27 protein-coding genes are annotated in these 20,825 nt (G+C 66.5%); 12 read left to right on the top strand and 15 right to left on the bottom strand.

Annotated features, from left to right (window positions below; genetic code table 11):
* The first annotated feature begins 49 nt into the window (after positions 1 to 49).
* Positions 50 to 562, top strand: a complete 513-nt coding sequence (msrA, locus tag A5760_RS20580) for a peptide-methionine (S)-S-oxide reductase MsrA (protein ID WP_064884173.1) — start codon at positions 50 to 52, stop codon at positions 560 to 562.
* Positions 563 to 598: 36 nt separating this feature from the next.
* On the opposite strand, the gene A5760_RS20575 is transcribed toward msrA, so the two are convergent.
* Positions 599 to 1,918 carry a cytochrome P450 gene (locus A5760_RS20575; RefSeq protein ID WP_064884283.1) on the bottom strand — a complete coding sequence of 440 codons (1,320 nt, stop codon included), beginning with the start codon at positions 1,916 to 1,918 and terminating at the stop codon, positions 599 to 601.
* Positions 1,919 to 2,060: 142 nt separating this feature from the next.
* Between A5760_RS20575 and A5760_RS20570 the strand changes: the two genes are divergently transcribed.
* Both A5760_RS20570 and A5760_RS20565 read left to right on the top strand, forming a co-directional pair.
* Positions 2,061 to 2,678, top strand: a complete 618-nt coding sequence (locus tag A5760_RS20570) for a TetR/AcrR family transcriptional regulator (protein WP_064884171.1) — start codon at positions 2,061 to 2,063, stop codon at positions 2,676 to 2,678.
* A 105-nt stretch (positions 2,679 to 2,783) separates the two neighbouring features.
* Positions 2,784 to 2,996: a TOBE domain-containing protein gene (locus tag A5760_RS20565; RefSeq protein ID WP_064884169.1), complete on the top strand. Its 213-nt coding sequence runs from the start codon at positions 2,784 to 2,786 to the stop codon at positions 2,994 to 2,996.
* Between the two features lie 28 nt (positions 2,997 to 3,024).
* On the opposite strand, the gene A5760_RS20560 is transcribed toward A5760_RS20565, so the two are convergent.
* Together A5760_RS20560 and A5760_RS20555 are read right to left on the bottom strand one after the other, a co-directional pair.
* A complete protein-coding gene (locus A5760_RS20560) occupies positions 3,025 to 3,912 on the bottom strand; it encodes an alpha/beta fold hydrolase (RefSeq protein WP_064884167.1) in 888 nt (295 codons plus the stop codon).
* A gap of 29 nt (positions 3,913 to 3,941) precedes the next feature.
* Complete coding sequence (locus A5760_RS20555; RefSeq protein WP_064884165.1) at positions 3,942 to 5,171, bottom strand: sulfotransferase family protein; 1,230 nt, start codon at positions 5,169 to 5,171, stop codon at positions 3,942 to 3,944.
* A 28-nt stretch (positions 5,172 to 5,199) separates the two neighbouring features.
* Here A5760_RS20555 and A5760_RS20550 point away from each other — a divergent pair, with 28 nt between their 5' ends.
* Positions 5,200 to 5,775: a TetR/AcrR family transcriptional regulator gene (locus tag A5760_RS20550; RefSeq protein ID WP_064884164.1), complete on the top strand. Its 576-nt coding sequence runs from the start codon at positions 5,200 to 5,202 to the stop codon at positions 5,773 to 5,775.
* Positions 5,772 to 6,875, top strand: coding sequence for a DUF1214 domain-containing protein (locus A5760_RS20545; RefSeq protein ID WP_064884162.1), 1,104 nt, complete (start codon positions 5,772 to 5,774; stop codon positions 6,873 to 6,875). The genes A5760_RS20550 and A5760_RS20545 overlap by 4 nt, the downstream gene beginning before the upstream one ends.
* Here the strand turns inward: A5760_RS20545 and A5760_RS20540 are convergent.
* From A5760_RS20540 to A5760_RS20525, 4 genes are read right to left on the bottom strand one after another with little or no spacing between them, the layout of a single operon-like run.
* Positions 6,872 to 7,921, bottom strand: coding sequence for an LLM class flavin-dependent oxidoreductase (locus tag A5760_RS20540; RefSeq protein ID WP_064884160.1), 1,050 nt, complete (start codon positions 7,919 to 7,921; stop codon positions 6,872 to 6,874). The two genes, A5760_RS20545 and A5760_RS20540, sit on opposite strands and share 4 nt — an antisense overlap.
* On the bottom strand, positions 7,921 to 8,445 hold the full coding sequence (locus A5760_RS20535) for an SRPBCC family protein (RefSeq protein ID WP_196772153.1): 525 nt from the start codon (positions 8,443 to 8,445) through the stop codon (positions 7,921 to 7,923). The genes A5760_RS20540 and A5760_RS20535 overlap by 1 nt, the downstream gene beginning before the upstream one ends.
* 44 nt (positions 8,446 to 8,489) lie before the next feature.
* The gene (locus tag A5760_RS20530) at positions 8,490 to 9,605 is read right to left on the bottom strand and encodes a fatty acid desaturase family protein (protein ID WP_064884156.1); all 1,116 of its coding nucleotides are present in this window, start codon (positions 9,603 to 9,605) and stop codon (positions 8,490 to 8,492) included.
* Positions 9,606 to 9,642: 37 nt separating this feature from the next.
* Positions 9,643 to 10,746, bottom strand: coding sequence for a ferredoxin reductase (locus A5760_RS20525; protein WP_064884154.1), 1,104 nt, complete (start codon positions 10,744 to 10,746; stop codon positions 9,643 to 9,645).
* 43 nt (positions 10,747 to 10,789) lie between these two features.
* Between A5760_RS20525 and A5760_RS20520 the strand changes: the two genes are divergently transcribed.
* Complete coding sequence (locus tag A5760_RS20520) at positions 10,790 to 11,491, top strand: TetR family transcriptional regulator (RefSeq protein WP_196772152.1); 702 nt, start codon at positions 10,790 to 10,792, stop codon at positions 11,489 to 11,491.
* A gap of 34 nt (positions 11,492 to 11,525) precedes the next feature.
* Here A5760_RS20520 and A5760_RS20515 read toward each other — a convergent pair whose 3' ends face one another.
* Together A5760_RS20515 and A5760_RS20510 are read right to left on the bottom strand one after the other, a co-directional pair.
* Complete coding sequence (locus tag A5760_RS20515; protein WP_064884150.1) at positions 11,526 to 11,879, bottom strand: hypothetical protein; 354 nt, start codon at positions 11,877 to 11,879, stop codon at positions 11,526 to 11,528.
* 64 nt (positions 11,880 to 11,943) lie between these two features.
* A complete protein-coding gene (locus A5760_RS20510; RefSeq protein ID WP_064884281.1) occupies positions 11,944 to 12,549 on the bottom strand; it encodes a GNAT family N-acetyltransferase in 606 nt (201 codons plus the stop codon).
* A 51-nt stretch (positions 12,550 to 12,600) separates the two neighbouring features.
* On the opposite strand from A5760_RS20510, the gene A5760_RS20505 reads away from it, so the two are divergent.
* On the top strand, positions 12,601 to 13,695 hold the full coding sequence (locus A5760_RS20505) for a F420-dependent hydroxymycolic acid dehydrogenase (RefSeq protein ID WP_064884148.1): 1,095 nt from the start codon (positions 12,601 to 12,603) through the stop codon (positions 13,693 to 13,695).
* 85 nt (positions 13,696 to 13,780) lie between these two features.
* Positions 13,781 to 14,359 (top strand): hemerythrin domain-containing protein, encoded by a 579-nt coding sequence (locus tag A5760_RS20500; RefSeq protein ID WP_064884146.1) that lies wholly within the window; start codon positions 13,781 to 13,783, stop codon positions 14,357 to 14,359.
* A 52-nt stretch (positions 14,360 to 14,411) separates the two neighbouring features.
* Here the strand turns inward: A5760_RS20500 and A5760_RS20495 are convergent, their stop codons facing one another.
* Positions 14,412 to 15,311: a manganese catalase family protein gene (locus tag A5760_RS20495; RefSeq protein ID WP_064884144.1), complete on the bottom strand. Its 900-nt coding sequence runs from the start codon at positions 15,309 to 15,311 to the stop codon at positions 14,412 to 14,414.
* A gap of 161 nt (positions 15,312 to 15,472) precedes the next feature.
* On the opposite strand from A5760_RS20495, the gene A5760_RS20490 reads away from it, so the two are divergent.
* Together A5760_RS20490 and A5760_RS20485 are read left to right on the top strand one after the other, a co-directional pair.
* A complete protein-coding gene (locus A5760_RS20490; RefSeq protein WP_064884142.1) occupies positions 15,473 to 16,174 on the top strand; it encodes a GAF and ANTAR domain-containing protein in 702 nt (233 codons plus the stop codon).
* A 96-nt stretch (positions 16,175 to 16,270) separates the two neighbouring features.
* Positions 16,271 to 17,563: an acyl-CoA dehydrogenase family protein gene (locus tag A5760_RS20485; protein WP_082279547.1), complete on the top strand. Its 1,293-nt coding sequence runs from the start codon at positions 16,271 to 16,273 to the stop codon at positions 17,561 to 17,563.
* 10 nt (positions 17,564 to 17,573) lie between these two features.
* Here the strand turns inward: A5760_RS20485 and A5760_RS20480 are convergent, their stop codons facing one another.
* Positions 17,574 to 18,029 carry a MaoC family dehydratase gene (locus A5760_RS20480; protein WP_064884138.1) on the bottom strand — a complete coding sequence of 152 codons (456 nt, stop codon included), beginning with the start codon at positions 18,027 to 18,029 and terminating at the stop codon, positions 17,574 to 17,576.
* Between the two features lie 80 nt (positions 18,030 to 18,109).
* On the opposite strand from A5760_RS20480, the gene A5760_RS20475 reads away from it, so the two are divergent.
* Positions 18,110 to 18,289, top strand: coding sequence for an alpha/beta fold hydrolase (locus tag A5760_RS20475; RefSeq protein ID WP_064884136.1), 180 nt, complete (start codon positions 18,110 to 18,112; stop codon positions 18,287 to 18,289).
* A gap of 86 nt (positions 18,290 to 18,375) precedes the next feature.
* Positions 18,376 to 18,549: a hypothetical protein gene (locus A5760_RS27020; RefSeq protein ID WP_196772151.1), complete on the top strand. Its 174-nt coding sequence runs from the start codon at positions 18,376 to 18,378 to the stop codon at positions 18,547 to 18,549.
* A gap of 47 nt (positions 18,550 to 18,596) precedes the next feature.
* Here A5760_RS27020 and A5760_RS20470 read toward each other — a convergent pair whose 3' ends face one another.
* From A5760_RS20470 to A5760_RS20455, 4 genes are all read right to left on the bottom strand, one after another.
* On the bottom strand, positions 18,597 to 19,232 hold the full coding sequence (locus A5760_RS20470) for a GAP family protein (RefSeq protein WP_196772150.1): 636 nt from the start codon (positions 19,230 to 19,232) through the stop codon (positions 18,597 to 18,599).
* A 93-nt stretch (positions 19,233 to 19,325) separates the two neighbouring features.
* Positions 19,326 to 19,727 (bottom strand): DUF302 domain-containing protein, encoded by a 402-nt coding sequence (locus A5760_RS20465; RefSeq protein WP_064884132.1) that lies wholly within the window; start codon positions 19,725 to 19,727, stop codon positions 19,326 to 19,328.
* A 48-nt stretch (positions 19,728 to 19,775) separates the two neighbouring features.
* The gene (locus tag A5760_RS20460) at positions 19,776 to 20,390 is read right to left on the bottom strand and encodes a DsbA family protein (RefSeq protein ID WP_064884130.1); all 615 of its coding nucleotides are present in this window, start codon (positions 20,388 to 20,390) and stop codon (positions 19,776 to 19,778) included.
* Positions 20,391 to 20,422: 32 nt separating this feature from the next.
* A complete protein-coding gene (locus tag A5760_RS20455; protein WP_064884127.1) occupies positions 20,423 to 20,743 on the bottom strand; it encodes a metal-sensitive transcriptional regulator in 321 nt (106 codons plus the stop codon).
* Positions 20,744 to 20,825: the final 82 nt, after the last annotated feature.

Below are 20,825 nucleotides of genomic sequence, written 5' to 3'. Positions count from 1 at the left end.
CGGCGGAGTGTAACCTGGCGTCATTGTTGCCGGTTATGGAGGACGAACGATGACCAACCAGAAAGCGATTCTCGCCGGCGGCTGCTTTTGGGGGATGCAGGAACTGATCCGCAAGCAGCCGGGCGTGGTTTCGACCCGGGTCGGTTACACCGGCGGCGACGTCCCCAATGCGACCTACCGCAACCACGGCACCCACGCCGAGGCGATCGAGATCGTCTATGACCCGGCGGTCACCGACTACCGCACGATGCTGGAGTTCTTCTTCCAGATCCACGATCCGACAACGAAAGACCGGCAGGGCAACGACCGGGGACCCAGTTACCGGTCGGCCATCTTCTATCTCGACGACGAGCAGAAGCGGATCGCGCTGGACACCATCGCCGACGTCGACGCGTCCGGGCTGTGGCCCGGCAAGGTGGTGACCGAGGTCAGCCCGGCCGGCGACTTCTGGGAAGCCGAACCCGAACACCAGGACTACCTGCAGCACTATCCCAACGGATACACCTGCCACTTCATCCGCCCGGGCTGGAAACTGCCGCGCCGGGCGACTGCTGGCCAGTAGCGACGGGGCTCCTCCGCGGCACTGTGCGGCGCGAGTTCAGCGCCGGCGCACCACAATCCGGCCGCCGTCCTTGGGCGTGAACGCGACGCCGCGGCCATGCCACCGCTCGCCGGGCGCGTCCGTGGTCTCAATGGTCAAACGGCGCAACACCGTCCGCAGCACAACGTCCATCTCCATGTTGGCGAACGCCGCCCCGACACAACGGCGGGTTCCGCCACCGAACGGAATCCATGACAACGCCGACGGTTTGGTCCCGAGGAAACGTTGCGGGTCGAAACGGTCGGGGTCGGGGAACACGTCGGGGTTGCTGTGAATCTGCCCGATTCCGACGATGATCGAATCGCCACGCGGAATCACCCACTCGCCGAGGTGGAAGGTCTCGGGGTAGACGTGGCGACCGGCGAGGTCGATCACCGTCCTGGCCCGCTGGACCTCCAAGATCGTGGCCTGGCGCAGCTCGCTGCCGCCGTTGTCGGCCTCCTCGACGAGCGCCTTGAGCAGGTCGGGGTGCCGGCTTATCCGCTCGAACGCCCAGCCCAGCGTGGATGCGGTGGTTTCGTGTCCGGCGGCCAGCAGGGTGAGCAGCTCATCACCAATGTCCTTGCGCGACATGGCGGAACCATCTTCGTAGGTGGTGCGCAACAGCATCGCCAGGATGTCGGTCCGCTCGTCGAAGTGCGAATCGGCCCGCTCGTCGTCGATCAACTTGTCGATGACCCGGTCATACCGGCGCCGCCATTCGGCCAGTCGGCCCCACGGGCTGTACCGGCCGTAGTCGCGTTTGGGCATCGGCACCGACGCCAATCGCGAGCCCAGGGTGACCCATGGCGGAATGAGCCGGCGCAGCTCGTCGAGCTCGGCGCCCTCCGCGCCGAAAACCGCACGCAGAATGGCGTTCAGCGTGATCCGCATCATCGGCGGCAGCGTGGCAAACGGGCCGCCTTCCGGCCAGTCGGCGATCTCGCGCAAGGTCTCTTCTTCGATGATGCTTTCGTACTTCTTCATGCTCTTGCCGTGGAACGGCGGCGCCAACAGCCGGCGCCGTTGGCGATGCGCATCACCCTCGAGCGCGAACACCGACCCGGTGCCGAACAGCCTGCCCAGGTTGGGCTGGATGTTGCCGAGTTCCTCGGGGCTGGTCGTGAAGATCTGCTTGGCCAGCTGCGGGTCACCCACGGCGATGACGCGCCCGTACATCGGCAGGTTGAGGGTGAAGACGTCGCCGTGGCGGCGCGCCAGCCGTTGAATCATCCAGCGACGCGACATCGCGAAGCCAAAACCTTGAAGCACCTTGGGAATTCGGGCGGCCGGAGGCAGTTTGACGGCGGTCGGCGGGGCGGCGACTTGTTGGCTCATGACGATGGTTTCTCCCAGCATCTGCCCCGGCTCCGGGGTGGTACGTCGATGTACCGCAGCATCTTCTGAGTACGGTACCCTGAAGTACCAAGCCTGACAAGGTGCCGCACTCACCGAAAGGGGCGCCCGCGTGACATCAGCGGTGACAGCGACGGCCGCCGACGCGGTCGCGGGCGGGGCACCCACCGAGCCGGATCCGTTTCGGCAACGGCTGCTCGACGGACTCGCCACCTCGATCACCGAGCGCGGCTACCGCGCCAGCACGGTCGCCGACGTCGTCCGCTCCGCGCGCACCTCGAAGCGAACCTTCTACGACCACTTCGCCGGCAAGGAAGAGTGCTTTCTCGAGCTGCTGGCCGTCGACATCGAGAAACTGGGCGCCAAGATCACGGCCTCGGTCGATCCCGAGGCCGATTGGCACGTGCAGATCCGCCAAGCCGTCGAGGCCTATGTCGGATACATCGAGGCCCGGCCGGCCATTACATTGAGCTGGATCCGCGAACTGCCATCGCTGGGTGCGGCCGCTCGCCCGGTCCAGCGCCGCGGGTTGCAGTTGCTGACCAGCCTGCTGATCGACCTCAGCGCCAGTCCCGGGTTCCGGCGCGCCGAGCTGCCCCCAGTGACGGCGCCGTTGGCCGTGATCCTGTTGGGGGGCCTGCGGGAGCTAACCGCACTTGCGGTCGAAGACGGTAAACCGGTCCGAGAAATCGTGGAACCGGCCGTGGATGCATCCGTAGCCTTGCTCGGCCCGCGCCATTAGCCCCGTGCGTCCCCGTAAGTGAAAGTCTCACAAGCCATTCCAGGTCCGGCCTGGTAGGGCTAGGCTCACCGCAGACCCACCCGTTCCGACTTGGAGGATCCTGCGATGCGGCTCTCGACTCGAAACCAGCTCAGGGGGACCATCACCGAGGTCGAACTCGGCACCGTGATGGCCGTGGTGAAGGTGGCGCTCGACGGCGGCGACCAGGTCATCACGTCGTCAGTCACCAAGGATGCCGCGACGGACCTCGGCCTCAAGGTCGGGCAGACTGCGACCGTGTTCATCAAATCGACCGAAGTCACCATCGGCGTCGACTAAGGGCGGCGCCGAAAAGCCTTCACCTGCTTCACTTTTCGGCGAGAAATGTGCGAACACGGTCCAGGACCAGATCGGGACGCTGGTCGACGATCCAATGGCCGACGCCGTCGACCAGCTCGACCTCGAAATCATCGATGTGATCGGCATATCCGTCGGTGAGGTCCGCCGTGATCACCGGATCTTCGGTGCCTGTCAGCCAGCGGACCGGGACGTCGACGCGAGCATCGTTGTATTGGCCGCGCATCCACTTGCGCATCTCTTTGGTTTGGAAGCTGCGGTACCACCGCGAACCGGCCTCCGCGTGGCCGGGCTGTTGCATGCACTCGATGTACAAGCGGGTGTCGTCCTCGGGCAGGGTGTAACCACCGCCGACCCATGACCCGAGCATTCGGACGAACCTGGAGTTGGGATCGCTGATCACCCGCGGCCCGATGACCGGCAGCGAAATCGGGATCTGATACCAGAACCGCCAGATATTGCGCAGCGTCGACAGACTCGGCTTCACCCACGGCGCAACGGTATTCACGCCGAAGAATCCGGTCACCCGCTCCGGGTGGCGCAGCATCATGATGAACGCGACCGGTCCGCCCCAGTCGTGGGCCACCAGCTTGACCGTCGCGACGCCCAAGCGGTCCAGCACCCCGGCCAGATCGTCGGCCATCTCGTCCTTGGTGTAGCTGGTGCGCGGCGCCGAACTCCAGCCCGAGCCGCGCAGGTCCGGACACAACACCCGGTAGCCGTCGGCGGCCAGCGGCCCGATCAGCTCGCGCCATTCCCACCAGTTCTGCGGGAAGCCGTGCACCAACATCACCGCCGGCCCGCTCGCCGGCCCCGCGTCCGCGACGTGGATCGTCACGTCGTTTCCCAGGTCGACGTACCTGTGTTCCACACCGTCCAGCGCGGGCATAGTGACCATGAATTGAGAACGTAGCGGGTCGGAAAGACTTAGGCCAGAAACCGCTCGACATACGGCGCGAAGCGCTCGCGCAGGTTGCCCTCGTCCAGCCCGAACATCTCGTAGGACGTCTCGACATTGCCCAGTCGCCCGCGCCGGTGGCCCGCGAGGTAGTCGCCGATGGCCGCGCGCGCCTCATCGGTGAACGGTTCGCCGGCCAGGGCGTATACCCGCTCGGCAACGCCGAGCTGGTCCGCCATGAAGTCGTCGAACCGGATGTCGATCGAGCGGTCCGGGCCGATGGTGTCGCGGTCGCGGATGAGCGCGGTGAGCATCTGGTCGAGGCGGTCGATCCACGAGTTGGCGATCTGCTCCACCGGCACCGGCGAGCGGTGCATGCGCGCGGAGTAGGTGATCATCGCGATCATCGACAGCGCCACCGGCACCGGGTCGCGGTGGGTGAACACGACGATGCTGTCGGGGAACACCCGATCCAGGACGGGCACCTGCTCGAGATGCTGAGGCGATTTGAGCAGCCAGCGCCGTCCGCCGCGCAGGAACTGCATCGCCCGGAGTTGAGTGGCCAGGTACTGGTAGTGCGGCGTCTGATCGTGAGCCTGGTAGTAGTCACGCCAGCGGGGCACATCGGCGAGCGTCTCCAGCAGCATCGTGGACACATCGTTGGCCAGCAGCTGGATCTCTTCGTGGACGTGGTCGGTGGTCATCTCGTGCATGAGCGGGAAATGTGGCATCACCATGTTGATCACGCCGACCGCGACGTCCATCCGGGTTCGCCGCGGATCTGGTTGCACGCCAGCTTCATTCGGCATCGGGAACGGCTCGTTGCTTTCCCAGTACGGCATGGTGCGGAAGGTCGGCGGCGCGGCCAGCAGGTTGTGCAGGTGCGTGGTGCCGGTGCGGGGCAGCCCGGCGATGACCACCGGCGAGCGCAGTTCGATCTCGTTGATCTCGGGATGGCGCTTCAGTAGGTCGGTCAGCAGCAGCCGGTTCTTGAGGACCTGCAGCAGCTGACCGTAGAAGTTCACCACTCCGGCGCCGTGCAACCCGTCGATCTCGCGCAGTGCCGCGAGGTAGACATCGAGGCGTTCGCGGTAGTCGTCGGGGCCGAAATCGTGCAAACCGGTGTCGGCACTGGCCTTTGCGTGCAGCGCGCCGGCATCCAACGGGCACTCCGGGGCCATCATGGTCATCATGTCCAGAATCTGCTGACCCTCGGCGCTGAACCGGGGTGAGGCGAGGTCGTCAAGGCGAACGGTCACGGCGACTTATGTTACTCTGAGTTTCGTAATGGTAGTGGATTTTGGCAGACCCCGTGACCCGCGGATCGACGCCGCGGTACTGAGCGCGACGGTCGAACTGCTGGCCGAAACCGGTTACCCCGGCTTACTGGTCTCCGCCATCGCCGAGCGGGCGGGCACCAGCAAGCCCGCGATTTATCGGCGCTGGCCCAGCAAGGCGCACCTGGTACACGAGGCGGTGTTCCCGATCGGCGCCGGAACCGCCATCCCCCATACCGGGTCCACGGCCGACGGTCTGCGCGAGATGGTCCGCCGCACAATGGCTTTCCTCACCACGCCGGCCGCCAGGTCGGCCCTGCCGGGGCTGATCGGCGAGATGGCCGCGGATCCGACGCTGCATTCGGCGCTGCTGGAGCGCTTCGCCGGCGTCATCGGCGGCGGCCTCGCCGACTGGCTGGCGGCGGCCGCGGCGCGCGGTGACCTGCGACCGGATGTGACCGCCGCCGAACTGGCCGAGACCATCGCCGGCATCACGCTGGTAGCCCTGCTCACCCGCGCCACCGAACTCGACGATGCGTGGGTCGATCGCACCACCAGGTTGCTCCTGAAAGGAATCAGCGCATGACGCACCAATCGACCGAGGCGTGGCAGGACCTGCTGAAAACCCTTGGCGAACTGGGTCACTCATTCCTGGAGGGTGACCGCGCGGTCACCGACGACCGACACATCGCCGACGGCTACCGCATGCTGGCCGCCACCCTTGGTGTGGCCATGGACACCTACCTGTTTCCCGAGCCGGGCCGGCCGCAGTTCGTCGCGGTCAACACTCCCTTTCGCCGCGACCGCCGCTGGGGCGGGGACAACACCGATGCCTACTACTTCATCTGCCCGGTCGATCCCGCCCGCCGGTACCGGATCAGCGGGAACAAGGGTGACAGCGTGTACTTTTCGGTGACGGCCTACAACGAGCCCACGCCGGGCGCCTGGTCGGATCGGGTCGTCGCGATCGTCCGCGACACCGACCTCGATATCGACGCCGACGGCAACTTCACCTTCGAATTTCCCGCCACGCCCGACGCGGCCGTGCTGATGACCCGCGACTATCAGGCCGATCCCCTGACCGGGCGCCCCGTCACGTGGCACATCGAGGCGCTCGACGAGCCCGACCCGATCCGGCACGGTGACGCCGAGACCGCGGCGAGCCTGCGCGCGGCCGCCACCTGGTTGCGGACCATGTTCGCCATCGTGCCACTGGCGGTTGGGAACCGGGTTGACGAGCAGCATGCCCTGGGACACGAAACCGCCCATGCCGCCAACGCTTTCGCCGACCCCTATCAGGTGCCCGACGCCAACTTCGGCTGGTCGGCGCGCGACGCCTGCTACTCCTACGGCAGTTTCGTGCTAAACGACGACGAGGCGCTGGTGATCACGCACCGGCCGCCGCCGTGCAGGTTCTGGAACCTGGTGGTGTGGAACCAGTTCATGGCCACGGTCGGCCCGGAGGACGCCCGATGCTCCCTGAACGGTCACAGCGCCGTCCTCAACAGCGACGGTTCCGTGACGGTCGTCTTGTCCGCCGGCAAGACGGCGCACCCGAATTCGCTCACCACGCTGGGCTATCCGCGCGGCAACCTGGCTTTTCGGTGGTTCCTTGCCGACGGCGTGCCGCAGCGGCCCGAGGTGCAACTCGTCAAGGCGGCCGACGCCCCCACCGACGTGAGCTAGGTCTGGCGGACCAGTTCGATCGCCCGGCCCAGCGTCTCCAGCTTGGCGTCCAGCGTCTCGCCCGCGGGATACAGCCGCACGGTGTTCACGCCGGCGTCGCGCCACACCGCCAGGCGCGCGGAGACCATCTCCTCGGTCCCGATGAGCGTGGTGGCCAGCACCATCTCGTCGGTCACCAGGCCGGCCGCCCCGTCCCGGTCACCGCGCTGCCAGCGCTCGCGCACCTCGGCGGCAACGTCGGCCCAGCCCTGCCGGCTGTAGGCGCGGTTGTAGAAATTCGTGCTCGACGAGCCCATGCCGCCGAGGCTGAAGGCCAGCTCCTTCTTACGGCCCGCGACCATGCCCCGCAGCTGGTCTTCGTCTGCGGCAAAGGCGACTTCGGCGCCCTGGCAGACGTCGATGTCGGCGCGGGTGCGGTCGGCGGCGGCCAGCCCGTCGTCGAGGTGCGAGAAGTAGGCGTCGCCGGCGCCCTCGGGGACGAAGCTGGTTCCCAGCCAGCCGTCGGCGACCCGTCCGGTCAACCGCAGCATCGCCGGTGACAGGGCGGCCAGGTACACCGGAATGGGGTGCTCAGGGCGGTTCGACAACCGCATGGGCACCGCCTCGCCGCCGGGCCGCGGGATCTCGAATTCCCTACCGGCATAAGAGATTTTCCCGCCCGCGAACGCCTGCCGCACGATGTCGATCGTCTCGGCGACGCGTACCAGCGGTCGGCTGAACGAGGCGCCGTGCAGGCCCTCGATCACCTGCGGGCCCGAGGCGCCCAACCCGAGCAGGAATCGCCCGTTCGAGAGATTGGACAGTGTGATCGCGGTCTGGGCGACCATCACCGGCGACCGGGTGCCGACCTGCAGCACGCCGGAACCCAGCAGCATCCGCTCGGTACGGGCCGCCAGATAGCCCAGCGCTGACGGCGCATCCGCGCCCCACGCCTCGGCTACCCAGCAGACATCGAGACCCAGCTTCTCCGCCTCGACGGCCAACGCCACGACCTCAGCGGCCTCACTCCCCGCCCCGGACAGCTCGACCGTCGTGGCCGTCCGCATCAATGCACTCCGCGTTCGGCCAGCCGTTTGATCGCCGCCAGGGTCTTGCCGATCGCGCCCTCGAATTCGCGCAGCCGCACGAACACGATCTTCTGCTCCTTGTCGGGCATCGACTCGATGGCCACCGACAGGCCCGAGCGGCCCGGCCCCATCTGCATCCAGTAGCTCAGGACCGTGCCGCCGTCGCGGGGCGCCAGCCGGAATCGCCACATCGCCGCGGGGTCGTCGGCTTCGCCGACGGCCCAGGTGAATTCGTGCGGCTGATCGCAGGCGACGATCTGTGAGGTGGTGCTCCACTGCCCGAACGCGTCGTGCTCGTTGTGTCCGATGAAGCGCGCGCCGACCCGCGGGCCGTCCGATCCCTCCGCCCATTCCACGGACTTCAGCTCGCTGCTGAACGCGGGCATCAGCGCGATATCGGAGACCAGGCTCCAGACCCGGGCCGGGTCGGCGTCGATCCACGTCGAAGCTTCCACTGTCGGGGTATCCGCATAGCGCGCGCCGGTCCATTCCACGGACCTCATTGTCCCCTTGTCCCGGCGCGAGGCAATGCCCCGCCCGCGTGGATTTACGCGGCGACCGGCTCGGGCTCGGGCGACTTCTCGGAACCGGCCTTCTGCACCCAGGAGTCCGGGAAGGTCAGCCGGACAATCTTGCGGACGACGGTACCGAACTGGCGCAGCAGCGGACCGCGGTTGTACGGGATGCCGTAGCGTTCGCAGATCTCCTGCACCTCGGCCGCGATCTCGGAGTACCGGCGGGCCGGCATGTCGGGGAACAGGTGGTGCTCGATCTGGTGCGACAGGTTGCCGGACAGCAGGTGAAAGAGCTTGCCGCCGGTGAGGTTCGCCGAACCGAGCACCTGGCGGAAGTACCACATGCCGCGCGACTCGTCCTTGGTCTCTTCGACGGTGAATTCCTGTGTGCCGTCCGGGAAGTGGCCGCAGAAGATGATCATGTACGACCACACGTTGCGCATCAGGTTGGCGGTGAGGTTACCGGTGAAGACGAACGGCGCGACGGGCCCGGCCAGCAGCGGGAAGGCGACGTAGTCCTTGAGGGTCTGGCGACGGGTCTTCTTCCAGATGGCCCGAAGGACTTCGCGCTTGTCCTCGAGCCGGATCTCACCGGAGCGGATGCGCTCGGTTTCCAGCTCGTGCAGCGCGACGCCGTACTGGAACAACACCATCAGCAGGAACGCGTAGATCGGGTTGCCGAGGAAGTAAGGCTGCCACCGCTGGTCCTCGCTCATCCGCAGAATTCCGTAGCCGATGTCGCGGTCCATCCCCACGATGTTGGTGTGGGTGTGGTGCATGTAGTTGTGCGAGTGCCGCCATTGATCGGCCGGGCACGCCGTGTCCCACTCGAAGGCGCGTCCGGAGATGGCCGGGTCGCGCATCCAGTCGTACTGGCCGTGCATGATGTTGTGGCCGATCTCCATGTTGTCCAAGATCTTCGACAGGCCCAGCATCGTGGTTCCGGCCAGCCATGCAGGCGGCAGGAATCCGGCGAACAACAGCGCCCGCCCACCGACTTCCAGCGCGCGCTGCGTCTTGATGACGCGGCGAATGTAGTCGGCGTCCTGTTCGCCGAGTTCTGCCATCACGCGTTCCTTGATGGCGTCGAGTTCCCGGCCGAATGCATCGGCCTGTTCGTGCGTCAGGGTGATCTTGTCGTTTGACATTGCTCGTCCTCCAAGCGTTTTGGGCTGTGATGGCCTTTTACAGCGACAGGTCCACGTCACCGACCGGAACGGACACGCAGATCTGCACGTCCTCATCGGGAGCGGTCGAGACCGCGCCGGTGACCAGGTTGCGCACGGTGCCGGCGGTTTTGCGCCGCGTGCAGGTGTGGCAGATGCCCATCCGGCATCCGTTTTCGGGCGTCAGGCCCACCGATTCGGCCTGCTCCAGCAGCGGCCGCCCGTCGTCGACGATGTCAACTCCGCTGTCGGCGAACGTGACTCGTCCGCCAGACGGATTCGCCGGCGCATCGAAGCCCGGCGGCACGAAGCTCTCGGTGTACACGTTGTCGCAGTGCGACTGGACGGCCTCGACCAGAGGCGTTGGACCGCAGACGAATACCGCATCGGGTGACGGCATCGCGGCGGCCAGGTGCTCCGGACCGAACCGCCCGGTGAGGTCGCCGTCGTCGGATCGGGTATAGCCGTGCAGCACCCGCACCGAGGCCATCGCGGCCAGCTCGTCGCGGTAGCACGCCTCGGCGGGCGTGCGGGCGTACTGGATGAATGCGATCTCGCCCGGATGGCCCCGGGCGATCAGGGTGCGCGCCATCGACAGGACGGGGGTGATACCGCTACCCCCGGAAACGAAGAGGATGCGCTGCGGGCTTTGCGGTCCGCGCGCCGGCAGCGTGAAGTCACCGCCGGTGCCCGTCAGACCCACCACCATGCCGGGGCGGGCGTGTTCGTACAGATAGTTCGAGACCAGGCCGCCCTCGTGCCGGCCGATGGTCAACTCGAGGCTGGCCGTTCCCTCGGCATTGGCGGGCGAATAGCAGCGGCTGTGCCGGCGGCCGTCGATCTCGACGGTGAGGTTGACGAACTGGCCGGCCTTCAGGCTGTGGGCGGACAGGAAGGTGTCGTTGGGGGTCAGGGTCAGGGTGACACTGCGCGGGGTGCTCCGGCGCACGTCGGTCACTTTGGCGCGGGCTTCGCCCAGCGTCCACGTCGGCGCCACCAGCTCGGTGTAGCGGTCGACCCCGTGTGGACCGGTCAGCAGGTCCAACAGCTCTGAACCCAACACGCGCTGCCGAAGGGTCCGCGCGAGGACTCGGCCAGAAGCTTGAGCGGTTTGAGTGAACATATGTACACCGTGCTGCCACGGCACCCATGCAGTCAAGGGTTTAATGCCTAGCTGTGGTAGGGTTCACACAGTGAACAGCCGTACTCCTAGCTCACGCGGGCGCGGCTCCGTCCGCGAGCGCTCGCGCGAAAGCCAGTCACGGGAGGAGCGCAAGGAGGCGACCCGGCGGGCCATCATCGCCGCGGCACTCAAGCTGTTGCAGGACCGCAGCTTCTCCAGCCTGAGCCTGCGCGAGGTGACCCGCGAGGTCGGGATCGTCCCGGCCGCGTTCTACCGGCATTTCGAATCGATGGAGGCCCTCGGCCTGGTCTTGATCGACGAGTCGTTCCGCAGCCTGCGCGACACCCTGCGTGATGCCCGTGCCGGCAAGCTCGACCCGAACCGGGTGATCGAGTCGTCCGTCGAGATCCTGGTCGCCAGCGTCGCCGACAGGCGCGAACACTGGCGGCTCATCGGCCGCGAGCGCAACAGCGGCTTGTCGGTGCTGCGGTACGCCATTCGCACCGAGATCCGGCTGATCACCTCCGAACTGGCCACCGACCTGGCGCGATTCCCCGGGCTGAACAAGTGGACCACCGAGGATCTCAACGTGCTGGCGACCCTGTTCGTCAACGCCATGATCGTGATCGCGGAGGCCATCGAGGATTCGCAGAGCACCGCGGCGACCGAAGACATCCGCCGGCTCGCGGTCAAGCAGCTGCGGATGATCGCGACCGGCATCGCCGGCTGGCGCAGCACACCCTGAGTGCGATAGCTGCAGTAAACAGCCGAACACTGACTTACTCGTCGACGACGTCGTACAGCGAGTCACCATCTTCGGGCGTGCCGTCGATCTGGCCCCGATGGGCGCGCCGCGGTTTGTCGTCGACCGGCTCGATGGCATCGGGGACGTCGGGCTCCTCGGCCGCCAACCGCGAATCGAGGGATTCGCCCTCGCGCTCCTCCCTGGCCGTCATGCCGAACCGGTTGGCCTCGCTCCAGTCCTCAGGGGGGTCGACGACGATGTCGCCGTCGTCATTGCGCAGCTCGTCCGAGTCGGTACCTTCGCTCGCATTCAGGGTGTCACCCGGGCCGCCCTCTTCGGGGAAGTCCGCCGGATCCACCAGCTCGTCCGCCTGGGGGTTATCGCTCATGCCAAAACGGTTGCCCGCCCCATCGGGGGGTTAAACGCGGGCAGAGCGCCAATCCGTCTATCCGCTAGCGCGGCGGGCGCCACATGGCCCACAGGGTCGGACCACCATCGGGCAGGGCGATCTCGCGGGTGACCGTGAAGCCGAATCGCTCGTAGTAGGGCACGTTTTCGGGCTTGCTCGACTCGAGATAGGCCGGGCAGTACTCGGCGTCGCAGCGGTCCAGCCGCGACCTCATCAACGCCCGACCGAATCCCTTGCCACGGACGTCCGGATCGCTGCCGATCACGGCCAGATACCAGTGCGGTTCGGCGGGGTGCACGCTCTTCATCAAGTCCTGGATCGCGCGTCCTCGCATCGAGTGCAGGCCGAACACCCGGATGAATGTCGGGGTCATCGCCAGCTGCGCGCGAGACGTCTCCTGCCACTGGTCGGGCGGATCCCACAGCGCCGCAGCGGCGATACCCGCGTCCGCGCAGGCCACCTCCACGCCCGCGCGGGACAGGTGGTGGTGGCGCGTCATCGTCGCGAACAGGCGGGCCAGGTGCGCGGTCCGCTTGTCCTGATCGGGAATCAGCCAGATCATCACCGGATCGTCGTAGAACGCGCGCGCCAGCGTGCGCGACAGCGCGCGGACATCGCCTTTGACTGCCGGTCGGACCTGCGGGGTCATCCGCAACACGCTAGTGCGTGTGAGGCCCGGTGGGACGGGTATGCCGATCCGGTGACCGGCATCTCGCGGCGAGCGTTCGGGCGGGTGGCGGCCGGTGCGGGCATGCTCGGGTCCGTCGGGGTGGCCGACGGATGCGCGAAACCGGCCGGCGACCATGGCAAGTCCAGCGGTCCACCACCGGCGGGCAAGGGCGTGGGATTCGTGCTCTCCCACGAACAGTTCCGCACCGATCGGCTGGTCGCACAGGCTCAGGCGGCCGAACAGGCGGGCTTTCAATACGTGTGGGCCAGCGATCACATCCAGCCGTGGCAGGACAACGAAGGCCATGCGATGTTCCCCTGGCTGACGCTGGCGCTGGTGGGCAGCGGCACCAGTCACGTTTCATTCGGCACCGGGGTGACGTGTCCGACCTACCGGTATCACCCCGCCACGGTCGCCCAGGCGTTCGCCTCCCTGGCGATCCTCAACCCGGACAGGGTGTTTCTGGGGGTGGGCACCGGCGAGCACCTCAACGAACAGGCCACCACCAACGCCTACGGCAACTACGCCGAGCGCCACGACCGGCTGGCCGAAGCGATCGACCTCATCCGCCAGCTGTGGAGCGGCACGCGAATCTCGTTCTCCGGCCGCTATTTCCAGACGAACTCGTTGAAACTCTACGACGTTCCGACCACGCCACCACCGATCTTTGTGGCCGCCGCCGGCCCGAAAAGCGCGAAGCTTGCCGGACAGCGCGGGGACGGCTGGATCACCCAGGCCCGCGATGTCACCAACCCAAAACTGTTGGCGGCCTTCGCTACCGGTGCGCAGTCGGCCGGCCGTGACCCGTCCACGCTGGGCAAGCGCGCCGAACTGTTCGCGGTCGTCGGCGACAACGCCGAGGCCACTCGGGCGGCCACGCTCTGGCGTTTCACGGCCGGGGCCGTCGATCAGCCCAATCCCGTTGAGATCCAGCGCGCGGCCGAGTCGAACCCCATCGACAAGGTGCTGGCCGGCTGGACCGTCGGTACCGACCCGGCTCCACACGTCGACGCCGTGCAGCGGGTGCTGGACGCCGGTGCCGTCCCGTTCCTGCACTTTCCCCAAGACGATCCCGTCGTCGCCATCGAGTTCTACCGCGCCAACGTCTTACCGAAGTTGCGCTGAACGAACCTCGGCCGCCTAGCGTTTCGGCGCCGCCGCTCCGGGTATCCGCACGCAACTTCTAACAGCCCCAACTGGAAGGCACGGCATGGACGCAATCACTTTTCTTCGTCAGGACCACAAAAGTGTGCTCGGTTTGTTGGAGACGCTCGACGGCGCGCCGTCGGGCTCCGGTGCGCAGGCGAGCGGCCTGGAGACCATGGTGAACAACCTCATCATCGCCGAGTCGCAGCACGAAGCGATCGAGGAGCAGTTCTTCTGGCCCGCGGTCCGCGAAGCGATCGGTGACGGACTCGTCGACAAGGCGCTCGAGCAGGAACAGGCCGGCAAGAAGCTGCTGCAGCGCCTCGAGGACGGTAAGCCGGGCGATCCCGATTACCACGATGCGTTGCAGGAATTCGTCAAGGCGGGCCGGGAACACATCGCCTACGAACAGAACGAGGTCTGGCCACAAGTCGAAACAGTGCTCAGCCGTGCGGATTTGGAGAAGATCGGCGAGAAGCTGGAGGCCGGGAAGAAGATCGCCCCGACCCGGCCGCATCCCGGCACCCCGCCGAACCCCGCGGTGCTGAAAACGGTGGGCATGGGTGCGGCGGTGGTCGACCATGTGCGCGACGCGGTGACCGGCCGCGGCGAGGACAATCCGCCCGATCCACAGATGCACTGACACCGGAGGCCGGGCGCCGACTACTTTGGCGCCCGGCCTTTTCCGGTTCCAATTACCCTGTGGGAACGTGCTGTTCGTGGGTGAACGGCTTCTCGGCGTTGACGGCCGGTGAGCCCTGCGGGTTCTCCGCGGCGCCGGTGTTCTTGCGCGTGGTGCCGCCCAGCCATTGTTCTTCGGGCTTTTCTACGTACTCCCATTCCATGCCCTCGGGCCAGGGCCCCTGGCCTTGGTTCCACGGGCCGCGGATCGACTCGCCGCCACCGTTGGACATGTTGAATGCCACGTTCTGGAAGCGCGGGTCACCCGGCAACTGTCCGGGCGGGAAGTTCACCGGCAGCTCGTTGAGTGCGGCGCTGAATTGCTGATAGTGCGCCACCTCACGCGTCATCAGGAACGTCAGCGTGTCCTGCACGCCGGGGTCGTCGGTGAATTGCTTGAGGTATTCATAGACGATCTTGGCGCGCGATTCCGCCGCGACGTTGTTGCGCAGGTCCACGGTCGGGTCACCGTTGGCGTCGATGTAGGCGCCGGTCCAGTTGTTTCCGCCGGAATCCTTGACGTCCGGCCCACCGCCGCTGAGGACCAGGAACAGCGGGTTGACCGACACCGAGTGGATGAGGCCGTCCCGCCCGCCGCCGTTGGACGCCACCGCCGGCATCCAGTCACATTTCTCGTTGGCGATCTTGAGGTCGTCGTTGAGCCCGTCGAGCAACATCGTGATCATCGATCCGACCATCTCGAGGTGGCTCAGCTCCTCGGTCGCGATATCCATGAACAGGTCGTACATCTTCGGATTCTTTTGCCGCAGCACGAAAGCCTGCGTGAAGTACTGCAGCGCGGCGGTCAGTTCGCCGTTGGCGCCACCGAACTGCTCCATCAGCAGCGACGCGAAGCGCGGATCGGGTCGATCGACCCGAACCTCGAATTGAAGATCTTTGTTGTGCACAAACACTGGGGCCTCCCTGGAGGATCGAGATCGGGTTGTCGACGGCGGATACCCAGGGCCTTTTGCACCAAACTCGGGGGGCGGGCAGTTTTTAAACGCGCGACTTATACGCCGATCTCGACCGTACGGTTACGGGTACTAGGCAAATCATGCAGAATCGGGGTCCTATGGACGTTTCAGACCCGGGCTCCCACCACGACCTGGCCGTGCGAATGGCCGAGCTCGCCCGCGGGATCGCCGCGCCGCGCCGACTCGAGCAGGTGCTCGCCGAGGTGACCGCCATGGCCGTGGAGGTGATACCGGGCGTCGACATCGCGGGTGTGCTGCTGGTGAGAAAGGGCGGCGAGTTCGAATCGCTGGCCGACACCGACGGCCTGGCCGCGGAGCTCGACAAGCTGCAGCACGACTTCGGCGAGGGGCCCTGCGCCGAGGCCGCCCTGCAGGAGACGATTGTGCGCAGCGATGACCTGCGCAACGAGTCACGCTGGCCCAAGTACGCGCCGGCCGCGGTGGAGCTCGGTGTGCTCAGCAGCCTGTCCTTCAAGCTGTACACCGCGGACCGCACCGCCGGCGCACTGAACCTGTTCAGCCATCAAGCCAATGTGTGGGACGCCGAAGCCGAGACCATCGGCTCCGTGTTCGCCGCGCACGCCGCCGCGGCGATCCTGGCCGGAAGCCAAGCGGAGCAATTGTATTCGGCGGTGTCTACGCGAGACCGGATCGGTCAGGCCAAGGGCATCATCATGGAACGCTTCGGCGTAGACGACGTGCGGGCCTTCGACTTGCTCCGGATGCTCTCGCAGGAGAACCAGATAAAACTGGTCGACATCGCCCAACAGATCATCGACACCCGCGGCGAGCACGAATAGGTCCTTGCCGGAACCGGGGTGAACCCCCCGCACTAGGATGGGATGGCTTCATCGACGAGGCCGGCGCGGCGTTGCGCCGGGGATTGGTTGGCCGCCGTGTGGGACTTCGAAACGGACCCCGAATACCAAGCAAAGCTGGACTGGGTCGAAAAATTCATGACCGAAGAGCTGGAACCGCTCGACCTGGTCGCCCTTGATCCCTACGACAAGCAAAACCCCGAGATGATGGCCGTCCTGCGGCCGCTGCAGCAGCAGGTGAAGGACCAGGGGCTCTGGGCCGCGCACCTGCGCCCGGAGCTCGGCGGCCAGGGCTTCGGCCAGGTAAAGCTCGCACTGCTCAACGAGATCCTCGGGCGCTCCCGTTGGGCGCCTTCGGTGTTCGGCTGCCAGGCACCGGACTCCGGCAACGCCGAGATCCTCGCGCTGTTCGGCACCGACGAGCAGAAGGCCCGCTACCTGCAGCCGTTGCTGGATGGCGAGATCACCTCGTGCTACTCGATGACCGAACCCCAGGGCGGTTCGGATCCGGGGATGTTCGTGACGAGCGCGACCCGCGACGGGGACGACTGGGTCATCAACGGGGAGAAGTGGTTCTCCAGCAACGCCAGGCACGCGTCGTTCTTCATCGTCATGGCGGTGACCAAGCCCGACGCGCGCACATACGACAAGATGTCGCTCTTCATCGTCCCGGGCGAGACGCCGGGGATCGAGATCATCCGCAACGTCGGCGTGGGAGGCGAGTCGAAGCACGGTTCGCACGGGTACGTCCGTTACAACGACGTCCGGGTGCCGGCCGATCACGTGCTCGGGGGTGAGGGCGCCGCGTTCATGATCGCGCAGACCCGCCTGGGCGGTGGCCGCATCCACCACGCGATGCGCACGATCGCGCTGGCGCGCAAGGCCTTTGACATGATGTGCGAACGCGCTGTGTCACGCAAGACCAGGCACGGCCACCTGTCCGACTTCCAGATGACGCAGGAGAAGATCGCCGACAGCTGGATTCAGATCGAGCAGTTCCGACTGCTGGTGCTGCGCACCGCCTGGTTGATCGACAAGCACGACGACTACCAGAAGGTGCGCCGCGACATCGCGGCCGTGAAAGTCGCGATGCCCCAGGTGCTGCACGACGTCGCGCAGCGCGCCCTGCACCTGCACGGCGCGCTCGGCGTCTCCGACGAGATGCCGTTCGTCAAGATGCTGGTGGCCGCCGAGTCGCTGGGCATCGCCGACGGCGCCACCGAGCTGCACAAAATGACGGTCGCCCGCCGGACCCTGCGTGAATACGAGCCGGTGTCAACGCCTTTCCCCTCAGCCCACATCCCGACCCGACGCGCCGAAGCGCAGGCGCGACTGGCCGAGCGGCTGGAACACGCGGTCGCCGAGTTCTAGGGACCAGGCGTCAGGCGACGAAACGAACCACGCTTTCGGCCACACACGCCGGCTTGGCCGAACCGTCGATCTCGACGGTGGTCGAAATCGTCGCCTGCACGGCGCCGTTACCCACGTCGTCGACGCTGAGCAACGAACTCTGCGCACGCACCTGAGAGCCGACCGGGACCGGGGCTGGGAAGCGAACCTTGTTGAGGCCGTAGTTGATTGCGAGCTTGATGCCGTTGACGGTGTAGATCTGGTGCTGCAGCCGCGGCAGCAACGCCAAGGTCATGAAGCCGTGGGCGATGGTCTTGCCGAACGGACCCGAGGCGGCCCGCTCCGGGTCGACATGGATCCACTGGTGATCGCCGGTCGCATCGGCGAACAGGTTGACGTCTTCCTGGGTGATGGTGACCCAGTCGCTGTGCCCGAGCGTTTCGCCCGCAGCGGCGGCAAGCTCGGTGACTGATTCGAAGGTGCGCATTGAAGTTTCTCCTTGGTTTCGGCTGCTAACGATAGCGCCGGGCGTCCACGCTCCGGCCGTCCGGCCGATGCACCGCCGGTTTGTCCGCTGTCATCGACGGCGACGGTGACGAATCCGTGCCGCGCAACGGTTCGGCCCGGCGCCCGCACCATGCGATCCCCGGCAGCGAACTGCGGATCATCGCGAACGGACCTCACGGCTGTCACATCAACCATCCCGACGAATTCAACGCGGCCCTGCTCGACTTTTGGGCGCGCTAGGCGGCCGCGGGCCCGCGTGACCGTTTCGCGCGAGCCGTCGGGGGAATCCCCCGCGGTACGTTGTCTCCACAGAAAAGGAAGCCACCATGTCAGATCACAAGGGCCACAAAGCCGAGGAAGACGTGGACGCTGAAACGCATCAGACTCAGTCCCGCGCCACCGCCGGCGAGGAAGACGGCTCGTATGTGGGTGCGGCGGGTTCCGACGATTCCTTCGACGCCGGTGAGTCGGGCGCCGAGGCCCGCAGCGAACAAGACTGACGCCGCACAGTAGATCACGCACGTTTTGGTTTGTCGCTCGGCGGCTCTCACGAGAGGCCGTACAGCACCACCGCGATACCCACGATCACCAGCGTCAGGGCCGTTATCGCTCGATGTCGATGTTGAATCCACCGTCGCAGCCGCTCAAGTCGTGAATCGATTCGTGGCCCGACCACGAAGTAAGCCAGAATGGGCGCGGCAACAGTCGAATTCGCGAGCAGGGCATAGTAAGCGACGGCGATCACCGGGCCAGCGCCGGTGAAGCGAACGGATGCGATCTGCGTTCCGACGGCCGCGCTGGCCGCCAGCACTTTGGGATTGGCCAGCATCGGAAACATCCCCATGCCCGCCGCTACCGCGGGGGTGATCGTGCCGGCCCTGCCGTCCCACCCCCGGCCGCCGGCCGCGCGCTCGCCGCGCCACCACAGCCGCACCCCCACCGCCACGAGAATCACACCGCCAACCGTGACCGCCCAGTCCGCCCATGGCGGCGCGGGGCCGACCAGCACGTCGAACAACTGCGGGACGTGCATGAACGCGGCCGCGAGCGCGCCCAGGGAAACCAATCTCCCCAACACGTAAGAGACGCTGGATTTGTACGGCCGCTCGTTGTGAACGAGCAGCACCAATGCCACCACAACAGGCACGGGCGAAAACGCGATCACCAGCGCAGGTGCGGTCAACCTCGCCAGCACCAGCCCTGAAAGCATCGACAGGTCAACACCTTTCAGGTAGATAGCGCGCTAGGGCCCTGCGGCGCCGCATTCGGTAGCGACTTACCCCAGTGCGCCGATAGCGGCTTGGAGCTTGGCGGTGGCCTGGTCGGCGACCTCTTGCAGAGCCGCCTGGTCGCCGGTCACCCTGACCATGAGTTGGGGATCCATCGCCTCGACCAGAACCGCATCGGCATCGCCGGCGGGGTCGGACCGCACCACCACGTTGCACGGCAACAACTGGCCGATCTGGCGGCGGATGCCCAGGGCGCGATGCGCGAGCGTCGGGTTGCAGGCACCCAGGATGAGGTAGTCCTCCATGTCTTCGCCGAGTTTCTGCTTCAGCGTGGCCTTCACGTCGATTGTGGTCAGCACGCCAAACCCCTGATCCGCCAGCGCTTTCGTGGTTCGCTCCACCGCATCCTCGAACGAGGTGTGCAGCGTGGTGCTCAATGCCGACGTCATTCTTTCCTCCTCATTTCAGCGTTGAACCAGGTCTCGCCGCGTGCCCTGTTAGGCCGCGGTGCGCGGCCGTTGCAGCTGGGCGAACTCCGGAGTCGCGGCCAAAGTGGCAACCGCGTCGAACACAGCGGTGGCGGCCTGCGCCTCCGGCAGCGCGGTGAGCACCGGCCCGAAGAACGTGTGCTCGCCGATCCGCAGTATCGGGCTGCCCCCCGTCTCACCCAGCGCCTGTTGGCCGGCCTCATGCTGGGTCCGGATGTAGTCGTCCAGGGACGTGTCCGAGACCGCCGCCGCCGTAGCACCACGGGCTCCGGCCGCCATCAAGACCTGTGCGACGAGGTTGGCGCTGACGGGTTCTGAGCGGTCGAAGTATCGCTCACCGAAGGCGAAGTACGCGGCGGTCCACCCCGCGACGCCATGCTCGCGCGCCACGGCGGCCATCAGCCGACCGATCTGCTGCGAATCACGCATGCGGGCCTGCTGCGCGGGTGGCAGTTCGCGTCCCTCGCTGAGGACCGCCAGGCTCATCAGCCGCCAATCGATCACCAGCCCGGTCCGCTCGGCGACGGCACGCAGCCACCGTGCGGTGTTCCACGAGAACGGACACACCGGGTCCAGCCACAGCGTCACCGTCGGTGCGGTGCGATCAGTTTCGGTGGGGGACATCTGCCCTCTCCCCTTCCTCAACGCCCGGGCCCTCAGGCCAGGCTCAAAAACAGTTTTTCCAGCTCATCCATCGACAGTGGCGCAGCCCCGGCCGGCTGGCTCCCTGCCGGCATGATGCAGTCGCGCAGACCCGACGCGATGATTTTGAAGCCCGCGCGATCCAGGGCCCGCGATACCGCCGCCAACTGGGTGACGACGTCTTTGCAACTGCGCCCCTGCTCGATCATCGAGATGACGCCACCAAGCTGACCCTGCGCCCGACGCAACCGGGCGAGGACGGCATCGATGTCGCCCTGGTTATGTCCGGCGATGTCGCCATCAAGCGCAGAACCGTCGTGTACTTCGGTTGCCATAGCTCCTTCATACCATACCCGGCGGGGTATACGCGGGCGCTTGGTGGATACCCTGGGGGGTATGGCATTATTTGACTGTGGT

The organism is Mycobacterium colombiense (genome assembly GCF_001665835.1).
In the GTDB taxonomy this organism is placed as follows: Bacteria; Actinomycetota; Actinomycetes; order Mycobacteriales; family Mycobacteriaceae; genus Mycobacterium; species Mycobacterium colombiense_A.
The sequence above is the reverse complement of the archived record's forward strand: the minus strand, read 5'-3'. Positions and strand labels throughout refer to the sequence as shown.